The organism is Pseudomonas sivasensis (assembly GCF_052938085.1).
In genome coordinates, this window is record NZ_CP176442.1 from 3,804,736 (window position 1) to 3,821,150 (window position 16,415).

Here is a 16,415-nt window from a genome sequence, read left to right on the forward strand (position 1 = left end):
ATTAAACAACGGGGCTGATTGCCAGCCCCGTTTTACATCCCTACCCCTGCTCCTTGCTCGCCTGCAACTGCCTGGCCTTTTCCATAAGCGCCGCTTTCTCTTCAGGTGTCATTGCATCCATGCGCAAACGTGCCTGGGCGATTCTCTCCAACTGCCCAGCGACAGTTTCACGCTCGCGCAGCTCCCGCGCCAATGCCGCCACGCTTGGGTGATCAAACACCACACCGGGATGAATCTCGCATTGCAGCAGCTTGCGGATGCCTGCCACCAGCTTGATCACCAACAAGGAATGCCCGCCTGCGGCGAAAAAGTCCTCCTCGATGCTCAGCCGTTCCAACCCGACCAATTGGGCCATGCGCGTGGACAACAGGGTTTCAAGCGCATCCCGTGGCGCGACGTACACCGCCTGGGAAACTACAGGTTGAGCGTGCTGCAGCGCCTTGCGGTCAACCTTGCCGTTTGGCAGGCGCGGCATGCGTTCAAGGCTCACAATCTGGCGCGGCACCATGGCCGCCGGCAGATGCTGGGCCAGTTGGTTTTTCAATTGAGGCCCTACGTCCTCTGCCGTCGCCGCACGCATTACCACAAACGCTTGCGGCTCCTCTTGCACCAGCACCACCACGGCCTCACTGACCTCGGGCAAACGCAGCAACTGCGCCTCTATCTCGGCCAGCTCAATGCGGAAACCACGCACCTTGACCTGATGATCGCGACGGCCATACAGCTGCACGCCCCCCTCCACCCGATAACGGGCCAGGTCTCCCGTGCGGTAAAGGCGCTCGCCGTCCACCAGCGGGCTATGGATAAACGCGTCTGCATCCGCCTCGCCCTGCAAATAGCCTCGGCACAGCTGGTGGCCACCGATGAACAACTCACCGAGTTCACCCGTTGCCAGCAATTGCGCGTCGGCGCCCAGTACGAAGACTTGGTTTCCGGGAAGCACGTGGGTCAGCGGCACGCCATGGGACACGTCTTCCGCAGGCAGTAACGGATGCACCATCACGCCCACTGTCGCTTCGGTGGGGCCGTAATGGTTGAACACGCGACAGTCGGGCCGCAGCTGACGAATGCGCTGCACCAGGCTCGCGCCGATGGCTTCACCGCCCAGCACCAGCGTGTCAGGCAATACGGCGGTATCAGCCTCAAGCAAGGCGGCCAGGTGCGAAGGCACGATTTTCAGGCAATCGATGCTGTTTTCCCGCAGGAACCCTGCGAAGCCCTGGGGATCTTGCAGGGTCGCATCGTCAGCTATATGCAAGGTCGCGCCGTTGTAGAGCGCGCCGAACAAGGCGGTGTTGCCGAGATCCGCCGCTACCGTGGAACTAAAGGCAACGTGGCGGCAGGCGGACAGGCCCAGTTGCTGGCTGCTGCTCGCGGTGTAGTTGAGTAACGCGCCATGCTCGATCACCACGCCTTTGGGCTGGCCGGTGGAGCCGGAGGTGAACAGCACATAGGCGACGTCACGGGCCTGCACGGACACCGCCGGGGCCACCGTGGCATCCTGGGTTGATGCGCCCGGATTGAGCAGTTTGAACGCGGTCAGCGGGTCGTCCTGGCCTGGCGCGTGAGTCACCAGGATCAAGCTCGCGGCGGCGTGCCCTGCGATTTCAGCCTGGCGCGCCACTGGCCATTGCGGGTCCAGCGGCAGATAGGCTGCGCCCGCACGCCAGGTGGCAAGAATGGCGACGACCAGTTCCGCCGAACGCGGCAGCGCCAGGCCCACGATCGACCCAGCGCCCACACCCTGGCGCAGTAATTCGGCACTCAAGCGCGCAGTACGGGCGTCCAGTTCAGCGTAGCTAAGGGCCTGGCCCGCAGCGACCAACGCCACGGCATCCGGCGTCTGATCAGCCCACGCAGCGATACGTTGCGGCAACAACTGCGGCGTTTGCATGATTTGCGCCGGCGGGTTCAGTGCCAGCAACCGGCTCTTTTCGTCGGCACCCAACAGGTTCAGGCGTGCAAGGGTTTCATCCGGTTTGTCGGCGATGCTGTGGAGCAACTCGCGGAGCTGGCCCAACAGCGTCTCGACGGCGGGCGCCGTATAGCGTGCGGGATTGAAGTCCAGTGATAAACCTTGAGGTTCGCCAGACGCTGCGATTTCCAACTGAAGGGCCAACTCGAATTCAGGCAGACGGGCCGGCAGGTCGCTGCCCACCCAAACCATCCCGGCCACTTCACGCGGTTCCGAAACCAACCGATTGCCAAAACCGACCGCAGGCGCGGCCTGTTGCGGGAACGACAACGGTGTCCAGTATTCCTGCCAGGTGCGGTGCTGATCCAACTGCGCGGCCAAGGTGGTCACCAGCTCACGGAAGGTGCTGGCCGGATCAATGCGAATCGCCAACGGCAGGGTTTTCTCGAACAGGCCCAGGCTGTGGCTGAAACATTCATAGTCCAGGCGCGCATCATGCCGCCATCCCGCCAGGAATGACTCCCGACCACTGATGCGCGCCAGCAGTACCCACCAGGCGGCGTGCATCAGCACGTCCAGCGGCAACCCTGCCGTGCGCAGGCGAGCCAACAGCGATTGATCCAGTGGCACGCTCAAGCGTTCTGCCGGCAGGACTTCTGCGCACGTCAGGCGATAGGGCAAGTCTGGCCCGCTGACCAGCCCCTCGTGCCCTTGCAGATACTGCTGCCAGTAAGCCTTGGCGGTGTCTGCGTCTTCGTCGAAGATCACCTCGCTGCGCCATTCCAGGTACTGGGAAAACTGCCCCGGCTCGTCCTCTTCAAACCCTTGCTGCCCATAAGCGGCCAACAACTCCTGCTGGATCAGGGCCAAGGTCCCGGCGTCGGCGGCGTAACGCGAAACGCCTATCAACAGTTGCCAGTGGTCCGTTTCCAGGCGCTGCAACAACGCACCGATTAGCGGCTGGTGCTGCTGCAACCACTGCTGTTGGCGTGCAATCACCTGTTGGGGCGACGCCACGTCGAGCCACTGGGTCAAGCTCACCGCTTCAGCCGGCGCGACCCGCTGGCGCAATCCGTGATAACCACTGACGGGCGCAAACTGCGCACTCAATGCTTCGTGGCGCACCGCCAGGCTATCCAACGCGTGTTGCAGGCGCACCGGGTCCAGCTCGCCACGAATATCCAGTTTCAGGCAGTGGGTCAGATCCCCCCAGCTCGCCCCTTGTTGCCGTGCGTCCAGATGCTGTTGCTGCTCGACCAGCAACGCCAGTCCCGCGTCCACGGTTCCCTGTTGTGCAGTACTCATGCTCCGGCCTCTTCCTTTTCGGTCTCGCTATGCGCTAGGTGCAGCGCGCTGCGTTCAATCATTTCGCCCATTGCCACAACGATCTTGCGCGGTCCTTCGAAGGGATCACGTGCGTGGGCAGCCAGCATGTTGTCCAGCAGGATGACATCGCCCTTGTGCCAGTCGAACCGCACCGCGCAGGCTTCGTACAGCTCGCCCACCAAGGCCATGACTTCGTCTTCAATCGGCGAGCCATCGCCGTAGTACACGTGCCGAGGCATACGCTGCTCGCCGAACAGAGCCAGCAAGTCTTCGCGCACATCCGGGTCCAGGCAGAAGATGTGGTGCAACTGAACCTGGTTGAAGAAGGTTTTTTCCCCCGTCACCGGGTGCCGGATGATCGCCGGGCACGGGGTGCGGATTTGCAGTTCATCGTTGTCCAGCCAGGTCCACGCGATGCCCGCTGCCCGGCAACGCGCCTCGACGTCGGCACGCACGTCGGTCTTGAAGAAGTGCTGCCAGGAAACGTCCAGCTTGTCGGCAAAGGTGCGCACGTACAGCAACCCCTTGTCCTCGAAGCGCTCGCGGATCGCCGCCGGCAACTTGAGGTACATCTGCCGGCAGTCCACCACCGGTGTGGCGCCGCCGATTGGGGATGGCTGTTCGCAGAAGAACAGCTGCTTGCGCGGCCAGCGGTCCTGATGGGAGCTTTCGTTATGGAACAGGATCATTTTCTTTTCGGGGTACGGCGTGGACCGGTAGGTGTTCTTACCGCCCTCTTTTTTCGGCAAGTCGCCGTATTGACCATAGAGGCCCGGCTGTACAGCTTCAGCAAACGCTTCGAAGTCATGAATATCGCGCAGGGCAAATCCACGGAAAAGAATCCCCGCATGGCGAGCCAGTTTTTCTTCCACCAGGGCGCGGTTGTCCTTGATCCAGGCCACCAGGTCCAGGCCCGGATCAGTGGGTTCCATCAGCAATGGAAAATCCTGCCCGGGTACCAGCAGCGATTCACGCATCAACGCACCGGCAGGCCTGTCGGTGCGGCTCTGGGATTTTTTCAGGAACTTGCCCAGCTTGTCGGCCTTGATGGCTGGCGGTACGGGCGTCGTGGTTTGTTCCAAGGTGTTGGTAGGCATGGTGATATCCCCTAATTGAATGTTCGGATCACACACAATCTGTTCAAGAATTCCCGTCCAGGCGTTGACGAATGACTCGATGCGTTGTTGTTCAAACAGGTCGCTGGCGTACTGCCAGGTACCGTGCAGGCCGCCTGCATCCTCATCGATGAACAGGGCCATATCGAACTTGGAGTAACCGCCACGAGTGGGCAGTACCTCAACCTCGATCCCGTCCATCTGGCCACCCTGCACCGGCAGGTTGTTCATCACGAACAACACCTGCACCAGTGGGTTGAAACCCCGTTGGCGCGGGCGCGGCGAGGCCTCCACAATCATGTCGAAGGGCAGGTCCTGATGATCAAAAGCATCCAGCGCGGTGCCTTGGGTGGTGGCCAGGAAAGCGCTGAACGGTTGCTGCGCCACGAAGGTCGAGCGCAGCGGCAGAATGTTCACGAAGAAACCGATCAGACCTTCCAGCTCAGGCTGCTGGCGCCCGGCAACGTCGGCACCGACCAGCACGTCATCGCTGCCGCTGAGGCGATGCAGCAGGATCTGGAACGCGGCCAGCATCGTGCTGTAAAGCGTCACACCGGCACGCGCCGACACAGCCTTGAGCCCTTCATGCAAGGCCAAGGGCAGCGTGAAACCGAGGTCGCGACCTTCATGGGTCGGCGCCTGGGGGCGCGGTTGGTCGGTGGGCAGTTGCAACACGCCGCTGTGACCGGCCAGTGCCTGTTCCCAGTAACGCGCCTGCGCGGCCAGCACGCCGGTGCGTTGCAGTTGCTGTTGCCAGAGGGCGTAATCGGAATACTGGATCGGCAGCGGCGGCAGCGGCTCAACGCCCCCCGCCTTCGCCCGGCCGTAGAAGCCCACCAGTTCATTGACCAGCACCGCCATCGACCAGCCATCGGAGATGATGTGGTGCATCGAATACAGCAACACATGTTCGGTGGGGCCCAGCTTGAGCACCTGTCCACGTAACAAAGGCGCGTGCAGCAGGCTGATGGATTGGCGGGTGTTCGCCTCAACGGCGACCGCGACCCGGCGCTGCTGTTCAGCGGGATCCAGGGACGACAGGTCCAGTAACGGCAAGTCGACCTCCACGTGCGCGGCGATGACGGCCTGCGGGTCACCCTCCTCGTCGGTGATGTAGGCCGTGCGCAGGGTTTCGTGGCGGGCAACCACCTGTGCCAGGCTGCTGACCAGCAGCGGCACCGACAACTCGCCGCGCAAGCGCACGGCCAGCGGCATGCCATAGGCGCCACTGGCCTGCGACAGCTGCTCCACTACCCATAGCCGGCGTTGCACCAGGGACAGTGCTGCGCTGGTTTTTTCGCCGTGAGCCACTAATGGGCTGCGCGCCGGCGACGTGTCCTGCCCGGTGCGGGTGGAGATCGCCGCGATAAAGTCTGCCAGTCGCGGCGCGCCAAACAGGTCACGCAGGGTCAGGTCGCAGGCCAACAGCGTCTTCAAGCGTGCGACCACTTGGGTGGCCAATAGCGAATGCCCACCCAACTCAAAGAAGTGATCGTCCAGCCCGACCTGTTCCAGCCCCAGCACGTTTTGCCAAACCTCGGCGACCTGAATGTCCAGGGCCGTTCGGGGTGCCACATAGTGTTTTTGCCGTTGGCTGACATCCGGCTTTGGCAAGGCTTTACGGTCCAGTTTGCCGTTGGGGCTCAGGGGCAACACGTCGATCAGCATCAGGAAACTCGGCACCATGTAGTCCGGCAACGACTGACGCAACGCCGCCGTCAAGGTGTGCGCCTCCAGGGCATCCGACTGGGGCACGACATAGGCGACCAACTGCGCGCCGGTCGGCCCGTCCAGCGCAATCACCGCCGCCTCGCGCACCTGAGGCATGGCTTGCAGACAGGCTTCGATTTCACCCATCTCGATCCGGAACCCACGGATTTTCACTTGATGGTCAATGCGGCCCACGTACTCCAGAGCCGCGTTGTCGTTGTAGCGAGCCAAGTCGCCGCTGCGGTACAGCCGCGATCCCGGCACGCCGGAGAACGGGTCCGGCAAGAAGCGTTCGGCGGTCAGCGCCGGGCGATCGAAGTAGCCCTGGGCCAAGCCCGCCGCCGCACCGATGCACAGCTCGCCGACGCCGCAGGTCGGCAGCAATTCAAACCCGCTGTCCAGCACGTACAGCGCGCGCCCGTCGATCGCCCGCCCGATCGGCATGCCAAAGGCGTCATTGGCATCTGCAAGCTGGCAGTCATGCACGCTGGAGACCACGGTGGCTTCGGTCGGGCCATAGGTGTTCACCAGACGAACATTGCCCAACCCAGCCTCGTACCAGGCACGTACGCCCTCCACGGCCATGGCTTCGCCGCCGACATGCACTTGCCGCAAGTTGCCCAGGGTGCGGCCATCGACGGCGCACTCCTTGGCCAGCAAGTACCAATAGGCGGCGGGCAAGTCGGCCAGGGTCACGCCCTGCTCGACGATTTGCTGCGCCAGCAACCCGGCGTCCCACAGCTCATCGCCGCGCATGATCAGCGCCGCGCCGATGCACAGCGGCGGGTAGCATTGCTCGACAAACCCGTCGAAGCTGAACGTCGCAAATTGCAGCACGCGGTCGGCAGGCGTCAGCGCACTGTAATCGGCCGCTGTGTCGCAGAACTGGTCGAGTGCAGCATGGTCGATGGCCACCCCCTTGGGTTGGCCGGTGGAGCCTGAGGTGTAGATCACATAAGCGAGGTCGGCGGCAGCGGCGTGGTTCGGTGGATTGGTCAACGGGTAGCCCGCCAGCTCTTCACCCTGTGCGCTGAACTCCACACGCTTGAGCCCGTGGGGCAATGGCAGATCAGCCAGCAAGCCGGTCTCGCTGAGCAACAGGTTCAGACGGCTGTCTGCCAACATGTAGCTCAGGCGCTCGGCTGGGTAGTTGGGGTCCAGCGGTACGTAGGCCGCGCCACTTTTGAGGACGGCCAGCAGGCTGACGATCAACTGCGGGCCACGCCGGGAAACCAGGCCTACCCGTTGGCCCGGGCCCACGCCGTGTTCCAGCAGGCGGTGAGCCAGACGGTTGGCGCGCTGATTGAGCTGGGCGTAACTCAGGCGTTCACTGCCTGCCTGTACCGCCAGCGCATCAGGGGTGGCCTGGGCTTGGGTGGCGATGCGTTCATGCACACGCATTGGCCGCGGCGCAGTACCAGGGGATTGGCTGATGGCGAGCAGCGAGGCTTGCGTGCTGTTGTCCAGCAGTTGCAGGGTGCCGAGTGGCGCGTGGATATCCGCCACCCATTGCGCCAGCAGGTGCTGCAGGTTGGCGCTCAATTGCGCGACGTGTTGCTCGGTGAACCGCGCCCGGTCGTAGCTGAACTCCAGGCGCAAGCCAGTCCCCAGTTCGATGCCCAGGGTCAACGGGTAGTGAGTGCGCTCATGGTTGTGCATCTTGCCGAAGGTCAGGCCCGCTGGCGCGCCTTGCTTGAGCGCTTCGGCTACCGGGAAGTTTTCAAACACCAGCAAGGTGTCGAACAGTGCGGCACCTTGTTGACCGGCCCAGCCCTGGATGTCGTAAAGCGGTACGTGTTCATGGTCGCGCAGGCTGAGGTTCAGCGCTTGCAGCTCCGCGAGCCAGGTGGCGGCGGACTGGGCCGGCGAGGCCGCGCTGATGATCGGCAACGTGTTGATAAACAGGCCCAGTTGCTGCTCGATACCCGGCAACGGCGCCGAACGCCCGGCAACAGTGGCACCGAAAGCCACGCAATCCTGGCCGGTGTAGCGTTGCAGCAAGAGGCTCCAGGCGCCTTGCAGCAGGGTGTTGAGGGTGACTTTGTGCTGGCGCGCGCAATCGCCGAGCGCGCGGGTGAACTGGCTGTCCAGGGTGGTGTGATGGTCGGCCATGCCCGCCCCTTCGACCGGCACGCGCAGTGCTTCAGCCAGCAGGGTTGGGGCTTGCAACGGTGCCAGGGCTTCGCGCCAGAACTTTTCGCCCGAGGCTTGCTGCTGCAGCCAACCCAAGTAATCGCGGAACTGCCCCAACGGTGCGGGCAAAACGTGGCCTGCGTAGTCGGCAATGACTTCGCCGAGCAACTGGGCATTGCTCCAGCCATCCATGAGGATGTGATGGCTGGTGAAAATCATGTGCCAGCCCGTACCGGCACCGCGCACCAACATCAGGCGAAACAGGGGCGCCGCGTTCAACTCAAAACCGCGCTGACGCTCGGCGTCGGCCAAGGTGTCGAGGTCAGCATGCGGGTCTTCGATCACGTGCAGCTGCAAATCGACCTGGCGCTGGATCACTTGATGGGCGCTATCCAGGCCGAGCCAGTGGAAGCTGCTGCGCAAAATGTCATGCCGATCCAGCGCCGCCTGCCAGGCACGACCAAAGCTCAGCAGATCGAGGCCTTCAATGTCCAGGCGCAACTGGTTGATATAGGCCTGGGCTTCAGGCTCGTACAGGGTGTGGAACAGCATGCCTTGCTGCATGGGCGACAGCGGGTAGATATCGGCGATGGCCGGGCCGTCCACGGGCAAATCATCCAATTGCTGTTGGGTCAGGGTTGCCAGCGCAAAGTCCGACGGCGTCACCTGCCCGGCGGGTGTATCGCAGCAGTGCTGGATCAAGGCGTTGAGTTCGGCGGTGTAATCATCCGCCAGGCGCTGGATGGTCGACGCCTGGAACATCTCGCGGCTGAACCCCCATTGCAGCGCCAGTTCGCCGCCATACACCTGCCCTTCCACCGTCAGCCAGTTGGCCAATGGCGCTTCGGGGTCTTGGGCCTGGCCGCTGCCTTGGGTGGCGGGCACGAACAATGCGGACTCATCGAACTGGCGATCGAACTGGCCGAGGTAGTTGAACGTGATGCGCGGCGCGGCCAGGCCCGCAAGGGCTTCACGCACCTGAGGCGCAGCCAGGTAGCGCAGCAGGCCGTAGTCCAGCCCCTTGTCGGGCACGGCACGCAGTTGCTCCTTGACCGACTTGATCGCGGTCGACAGCTCGCCGTCCGCCTGCAGACGTACAGGGAACAGGCTGGTAAACCAGCCAACAGTGCGGGTGAGGTCGACGGCGTCGAACAGATCTTCGCGACCGTGGCCTTCCAGTTGGATCAGCGCCGCAGCCTGCCCGCTCCACCGGCTGACTACCCGCGCCAACGCCGTCAGCAACAGGTCGTTGACCTGAGTGCGATAAGCCGCTGGCGCGTCTTGCAGCAACTGGCGGGTTTGCTCGACGTTGAGGCGGGATTCAAGCTTGCAGCCCAAGCGGTTTTGCAGCCCGCCGTGGGGGTTGTCGCACGGCAGCTCGGCGTCGACGGACTGCGCCTGCCAGTAAGGCAGTTGTTCGCTGAGGGTTTGCGCGTGGGTGTGCAGTTGGTTCGCCCAGGTTTGGTAGGCACTGGTCTTGGCCGGCAAGGATGCCTGGCGGTAAGCCTGTTGCAGGTCTTCCAGCAGGATGCGCCATGAAACCCCATCCACCACCAGGTGATGCACCACCAACAGCAAGCGCTGGGTGCCATCGGCCATGGAGACGAGGGCGGCGCGCAGCAGCGGGCCTTGCGTCAGGTCGAGGCTGCGCTGGGCTTCGTCGCATAGCGCGGCCAGTTGAGTATCGTCGGCGGCATGGGAGTGCCACAGCGCAGGCTCGTCGACGGGCGCAGCGTGGGTTTGCTGCCAGCCGTCGGGACGCTGCACAAAACGCAGGCGCAGGGCGTCGTGGTGGTTAATCAACTGCGTCAGCGCCGCTTCCAGGCGCACCGGGTCCAGGGCCTCGCGCGGGGTCAGCAACAAGGATTGGTTCCAGTGGTGACGTGCCGGGATGGCCTGGGCGAAAAAGCTGTGCTGTACCGGCGTCAGCAGCACCTCGCCGCTGACCGGGCCTTGGTCGATAACGCTGGCCTGCTCAAAGGTGGCGACGAGGGCCAGGCTGCGCACGCTCTGGTACTGGAACAGGTCGCGCGGGCTGAGGCGAATCCCCGCCTGGCGCGCACGGCTGACCACTTGAATGGAGATGATCGAATCACCACCCAGCTCGAAAAAGTTGTCTTCCAGGCCGACCTGCTCGACGCCGAGTACGTCGCTCCAAATCGTTGCCAGGGCTTGTTGCAGTGGGTTTTGCGGTGCGATGTAGGCTTGTTGCGGCGCGGCATCCGGCAGCGGCAGCGCTTTGCGGTCGAGCTTGCCGTTGGCGGTCACCGGCAGCTTGGCCAGGTGCACCATGTGGGTGGGCACCATGTATTCCGGCAGGCTGCTGAGCAGCCAGGCCTTGAGGTCGGTCGGCGCTTCACCTTCCAGCACCAGGTAGGCCACCAATTGCTTGCCGCCCTGCACCAGCACCACCGCCTCACGCACGCCTGGGTGTTGCATCAGGCGCGTCTCGATTTCTCCCAACTCGATGCGCAGGCCGCGCAGCTTGACCTGATGGTCGAGCCGACCAAGGTAGTCGATCACGCCATCCTCACGCTGGCGCACGCGGTCGCCCGTACGGTACAGACGCGCACCGTCACCGAAAGGGCTGGGCACGAAACGCTCGGCGGTCAGCGCCGGACGACGGTGGTAACTGCGGGCCAGGCCGGTGCCGCCCAGGTACAGCTCGCCGGACACGCCGGCGGGCACCGGGTTGAGCTGCGCGTCGAGCACGTAGGTGCCAAGGTTGGCGATGGGGCGGCCAATGGGCACGGCGTCACGGCCTTCGTCGACGCAGGTCCAGTGGGTCACGTCGATGGCCGCTTCGGTCGGGCCATAGAGGTTGAACAACCCTGCCTGGGGCAGCTTGGCGAAGACTTGCAGTTGCGCATCCAGTGGCAAGGCTTCGCCGCTGCACACGATGCGCTTGAGGCTGGTGCAGCCCTGTACGCCCGGCTCATGGACGAACGCCTGGAGCATGGACGGTACGAAGTGCAAGGTGGTGATGCCGTGCTGGCCGATGGTCTCGATCAGACGCGCCGGCTCGCGGTGTTCGCCAGGGGCCGCGACCACCAGGCGCGCACCGGTCATCAGCGGCCAGAAGAATTCCCACACCGACACGTCAAAGCTGAACGGGGTTTTTTGCAGTACCGCATCGCTGGCGTCCAGGCCGTAGGCTTGCTGCATCCAGCACAAACGGTTGACCAGCGCGCGGTGGCTGTTACCGGCGCCCTTGGGCTTGCCGGTGGAACCGGAGGTGTAGATCACATAGGCCAGGTTCAGCCCGTGGATGGCTACGGCGGGCGATGCGCTGCTGTATCCGTCAAGCCAGCCAGGCGCCTGGTCCAAGGTGATCACCTGGATGCCCTCGGTGGGCAGCGACGGTACCAGGCTGTGCTGGCTGAGCAGCAGTTGGATGCCGCTGTCTTCGATCATGTAGGCCAGGCGTTCCTGGGGGTATTCAGGGTCAAGCGGGACGTAAGCGCCGCCGGCCTTGAGAATGGCCAGCAGGCCAACGACCATTTCCACGGAGCGCTCGACGCAGATCCCCACCAATGCATCGGGACCAACGCCCTGTTCGCGTAAGGCGTGAGCCAACTGGTTGGCACGGGCATCGAGCTGGGCGTAGGTCAGCGTTTGGGCACCAAACACCAGTGCCGGAGCGTGGGGTGTGGCCTGGACCTGGTCTTCGATCAGTTGATGAATGCCACGCTCAGTCGGATATGCCTCTGCGGTTTGATTCCAGGCCTCAACCAGCACCTGCTCCTCCTGGGTAGCCAGCATCGGCAACTCGCCGACGCGCTGCTCGCCATCGGCAACCATGGCCTGCAACAGGCTGATCCAGTGCCGGGCCATACGCGCGATGGACGGCGCGTCAAACAGGTCGTTGGCGTACGTCAGCGCGGCGTGCAGGGTGCCGGATTTTTCATACGTGTCGAGGGTAAGGTCGAACTGGGTGGTACGGCCTTGCCACTCCACCAACGCCAGCTCCAGGCCGGAGGCGGTACTGACCGATGCAATATCGGCCACCACCGGCTGGTGGTTGTACATCACTTGGAACAGCGGCGTATGGCTGAGGCTGCGCTCGACTTTCAGGGCTTCCACCAGACGCTCGAACGGCAGTTCCTGATGGGCCTGGGCGCCGAGGGCGTGCTCTTTGATGCCTTGCAGCAGCTCAGCAACACGGGTTTGCCCGGTCAGCTCGGTACGCAACACCTGGGTGTTGACGAAAAACCCGATCAGCCCTTCGACTTCACTGCGGTTACGGTTGGCAATCGGCACGCCGACGCGGATATCGCCCTGGCCGGTGTAGCGGTGCAGCAGCACATTAAAGGCACCGAGCAACAGCATGAACAGCGTGACGTTGTGCTTTTGCGCACAGGCGCGCAGTTGCGCCGCCAGTGCCGGCTCAATCGCGAAGTTATGGCGGGTGCCCTGATAGCTGGGCATGGCCGGGCGCGGACGGTCCGTCGGCAGTTCCAGCACCGGGTGCTCATCGCCCAGGCGCGCCTGCCAGTACTCCAATTGACGGGCCTGCTCCCCCGCTTCCAACCAGCGGCGTTGCCACAGGGCGTAGTCGCTGTATTGGATCGGCAGCGCCGGCAATTGCGGTGCCTCGTTGCGCTCATGGGCGTCGTAAAAGCGGATGAACTCGTCGATCAGCACATTCATCGACCAACCGTCGGAGACGATGTGGTGCAGGGTCAGCAGCAGGACATGCTCCTGGGCGCCAAGCTTGAGCAATTGCACACGCAGCAGCGGGCCGTGCTCCAGGTCGAATGGCAGCAGCGACTGGCGGGTGGCTGCGTCATTCACTGCCTGCTCGCGTTCCGCCGGGGCCAGGTCAGTCAGGTCGAGTTGTTCAATGGCCAATGAGGGTTGTACGGCGACTTGCAACAGGCGCTCATCGGCCTGGCGCTGGAACACCGTACGCAGGGTCTCGTGACGCGCCACCAGGCTGGCGAATGCCTGCTCCATCGCGCTTAAGCTCAGCGCTCCCTTGAGTCTCACCGCCCCCGGCAGGTTGTAAGCGCCGCTGGCCGGGTCCAATTGCCACAGGAACCACATGCGCTGCTGTGCGTAAGACAGTGCCTGACGGTCCTCCACCTCCACCCCGGCTGGAATCGGAAACCGGGAGAAATCCACCCCTTCTTTCTGCAGTGCTTGCAGGAACAGCTGGCGTTTTTCCAGGGGCAACCCGATAAACCGGCGAGCAAGTTTCAAGGAGTCTTCAGCATTCATTTGTTGGAGTCCGGAGCAATAGGCAGGAAGCACAAAGGCACGTCGTCCCTATAAAACGAACCGGAGAGGGAAAAATTAGCGGCGGGTGGAGGGGTTGGAGCGAGGGGTCATCAAGGGTTACGTCAATCCCGGGAAACCCGTGCAAAAGCGAGAATGATCACGTTGCACAGGCCCGGCCCCGGCAATGCACTGAAGCACTGCATTCGGCGCCGAATCATCGAACCATTGCGTTCAGGAGAACTGATTACGTGAACAACCAACTCAAACGAAAAGCCTGCAACGGCTCCATAGAGGCCAGCCTTGAAGACAACTGCCTGTTCGGCAAGATCCTGTTCATCAAGGCGCTGAACGCATTCCTGCAACATCACAGCACAGAGGCATGCCCAGCGATGGGTTGGTTAACCCAACCGCCGGTACCCCAACACCGCCGAGCCCAACACCACCGCGCCCGCCGCCAACGCCACCCAGAACCCGCTGGCGGCGCCAAAGTGGTCGATCATCCAACCGGAACTGGCGGCACCAATGGCCACGCCGATGCTCAGGCCGGTGATCAGCCACGTCATGCCTTCGGTCAGGCGGCTGGCGGGGACGATCCGCTCCACCAGCGCCATGGACACGATCAGGGTCGGGGCAAAGAACAGGCCGGAGATAAAGATCGCCACCGCCAGGCCTGGAATGTTGGTGACCAGCAGCAACGGCAAGGTGGTCAACGCCGTGGCCACGCCGCAGAACAGAAACTGGCTCGGCAGCGGCGCCTTGAGCTTGAGAGTGCCAAAGGCGAGTCCCGCCAGGCATGAACCGATGGCGTACACCGACAGCACAATACTCGCCGCCGCCGGCTGACCCTGGTGTTGGGCAAACGCCACGCTGACCACATCCACCACACCCACGATCACCCCCATGGCCAGCAAGAGGATCATCAGGATCAATACCGACGGTGACGCGATCAGCCAGCCGGCATGGTGATCGTGGTGCTCATGCACCGGGGGTTCGGTCGCTCGTTGCAGGACGAACGTGGTGACGCCCACCGCCAGCAACAACGCGGCCACCAGCGGCCCGGCTTCGGGAAACAGCACCACGCTCAAGCCCACTGAAATCGGCGGGCCGACGATAAAGCACACCTCATCCAGCACCGACTCCAGGGCAAAGGCGGTTTGCAGCTTGGGCTGGCCTCGGTACAACTCGGTCCAACGGGCCCGCACCATCGCCGACATGTTCGGCATGCAACCGGCCAAGGCGGCAGACAGGAACAGCGTCCAGGTCGGCGCCTGCAACCGCGTGCCCAGCAACAGCATCAGCAGCGCCCCGCCACCGATCAACGCGGCAATCGGCAGCACCCGGCCTTGGCTGTAGCGGTCCACCAGCCGTGATACCTGTGGCGCGCAAATCGCCGTAGCCAACGCGAATACCGCCGCCACCGAGCCTGCCAGGCCGTAGCCGCCATGCACCTGGGAAAGCATGGTGATAATGCCGATACCGGTCATGGACACCGGCATACGCGCCAGCATGCCGGCCAATACAAAAGCCCGGGCGCCAGGGACTTTGAATAACTCGGCGTAGGGGTTTGCCATGACTTAAACGCCTTCTGTCCTTAAATTGCGCATCCTTTTATCACACCAACCGCTTGATCTGTTTATGCCGCCACACCAACCGGTAATACGCGGTCTGCAACCCCAGCATCGCCAGGTACGTCACCGGAAACGCCATCCAAACGCCTTCCAGGCCGAAGTGCGCATTCAGCAGGTATGCCATCGGCAGCTCCACACACAGCACGCAGAAGATCGAGATCGCCACCGGCATCAGCACCACGCCGCTGGCACGCATGATCCCGCCGATCACGGCCTGGAAGCCGAACACGAGGATGCTCCACAACATGATGTGCAGCAGGTGCTCGGCATTCACGCGTGCGGCGTCATCGGTGATGAACAGCCCGAGCAACCAGTGGGATAACAAGTAGCCCAGCACAATCAGACCACCGGTGAGACAGGTGTTGATCAGCAACCCGGTACGCAGAATCGGCCCGATGCGCTCCAGGCGCCCGGCGCCAATCGCCTGGGCGCCGAGGATCGAGGCAGTGATGGCAATCGACAGGGCCGGAAATTGCACGTAGTTGACGATCTGCGTCACCGCCCCATAGGCCGCCGTGGCCTGGGAACCATGGCTATTGACCAACGCCAGGATGACCAGCTCCGAGAGCGACAGCACCACCATCTGCAAGCCGGTGGGCAGGCCGATACGCAGGACTTTACCGAGGATGACGCGGTCCAGGCGCAAGGCCGCGAGCAGTTCGCGATCCGGCGCCATCACGTGGTTTTTATGGCGCAGGCGCAGGACCAGAAACAGCATCGCCGAGGCATTTCCCACCAGGCCCGCGTACACCGCGCTCTGGATGCCCAAGGGCGGCAGGCCGATCCAGCCGCGAATCAACGCAGGGGTCAGCAACAGGCCGACCAGTGTCGAGACCATCAACGCGAGCAAGGGCGAAATCGTATCGCTGACGCCCCGCAGCAATTGGGTGTAAAGGATGAACACCAGCAACAGCGGCATGATCAGCATCATCATCTGGGCATAGCCGACTGCGTCGTCGAGCACGTCAACCGGCGTGCCCAATGCCTGCAACGCCGGGCGCGCAAACAGACTGCCCAACACCGCCGCGATCAAGCCCACCAGCGCGCCAAGGGTCAGCGTCGCGCCGGTAATCGACTTGACCATCGCGGTTTCCTGGGCACCCCAGGCCTGCCCGATCAACACCGACGCACCCGCCCCCAGGCCGATCACCAGGGCAATGAAGAAAAACACGATGGGGAACATCCCCGACACCGCCGCCAGGGCCTGAGTGCCGAGCATCTGCCCGACATAAATGCCGTTGAGCGTGCCGGAAAAACTCTGCAGGAAGTTGGACAGCACCATCGGTGCCAGAAAGATCAGATAGACCTGCCACAGCGGGCGTTGCAAAGGGCTTTGCATGAGAAACAGGGCCTCGAAGAACTAAAGCG

At 63.3% G+C, this 16,415-nt stretch carries 4 protein-coding genes and 1 pseudogene; 1 reads left to right on the forward strand and 4 read right to left on the reverse strand.

Translation table 11 applies throughout. The features are described 5' to 3' along the window. Positions 1-40 precede the first annotated feature (40 nt). Both ACKZ62_RS17445 and ACKZ62_RS17450 read right to left on the reverse strand, forming a co-directional pair. Positions 41-3,220: a non-ribosomal peptide synthetase gene (locus ACKZ62_RS17445; protein ID WP_447095586.1), complete on the reverse strand. Its 3,180-nt coding sequence runs from the start codon at positions 3,218-3,220 to the stop codon at positions 41-43. Beyond that, entirely contained in the window at positions 3,217-13,419 is a 10,203-nt protein-coding gene (locus ACKZ62_RS17450; protein ID WP_447095587.1) for a non-ribosomal peptide synthetase, read from the reverse strand. The genes ACKZ62_RS17445 and ACKZ62_RS17450 overlap by 4 nt, the downstream gene beginning before the upstream one ends. A gap of 248 nt (positions 13,420-13,667) precedes the next feature. Here ACKZ62_RS17450 and ACKZ62_RS17455 point away from each other — a divergent pair. Then, a pseudogene (locus ACKZ62_RS17455) lies at positions 13,668-13,775 on the forward strand (type II toxin-antitoxin system HicB family antitoxin); the annotation flags it as partial. Positions 13,776-13,817: 42 nt separating this feature from the next. Here ACKZ62_RS17455 and ACKZ62_RS17460 read toward each other — a convergent pair. After that, entirely contained in the window at positions 13,818-14,990 is a 1,173-nt protein-coding gene (locus ACKZ62_RS17460; RefSeq protein ID WP_447095588.1) for an MFS transporter, read from the reverse strand. A 40-nt stretch (positions 14,991-15,030) separates the two neighbouring features. Further along, complete coding sequence (locus tag ACKZ62_RS17465) at positions 15,031-16,386, reverse strand: MATE family efflux transporter (protein WP_032885342.1); 1,356 nt, start codon at positions 16,384-16,386, stop codon at positions 15,031-15,033. Positions 16,387-16,415: the final 29 nt, after the last annotated feature.

What these genes read in the sequence shown, in the direction of transcription:
- ACKZ62_RS17460 (WP_447095588.1), bottom strand. Translation starts at nt 14,990, where the DNA reads ATGGCAAACCCCTACGCCGAGTTATTCAAAGTCCCTGGCGCCCGGGCT.
- ACKZ62_RS17445 (WP_447095586.1), bottom strand. Translation starts at nt 3,220, where the DNA reads ATGAGTACTGCACAACAGGGAACCGTGGACGCGGGACTGGCGTTGCTG.
- ACKZ62_RS17450 (WP_447095587.1), bottom strand. Translation starts at nt 13,419, where the DNA reads ATGAATGCTGAAGACTCCTTGAAACTTGCTCGCCGGTTTATCGGGTTG.
- ACKZ62_RS17465 (WP_032885342.1), bottom strand. Translation starts at nt 16,386, where the DNA reads ATGCAAAGCCCTTTGCAACGCCCGCTGTGGCAGGTCTATCTGATCTTT.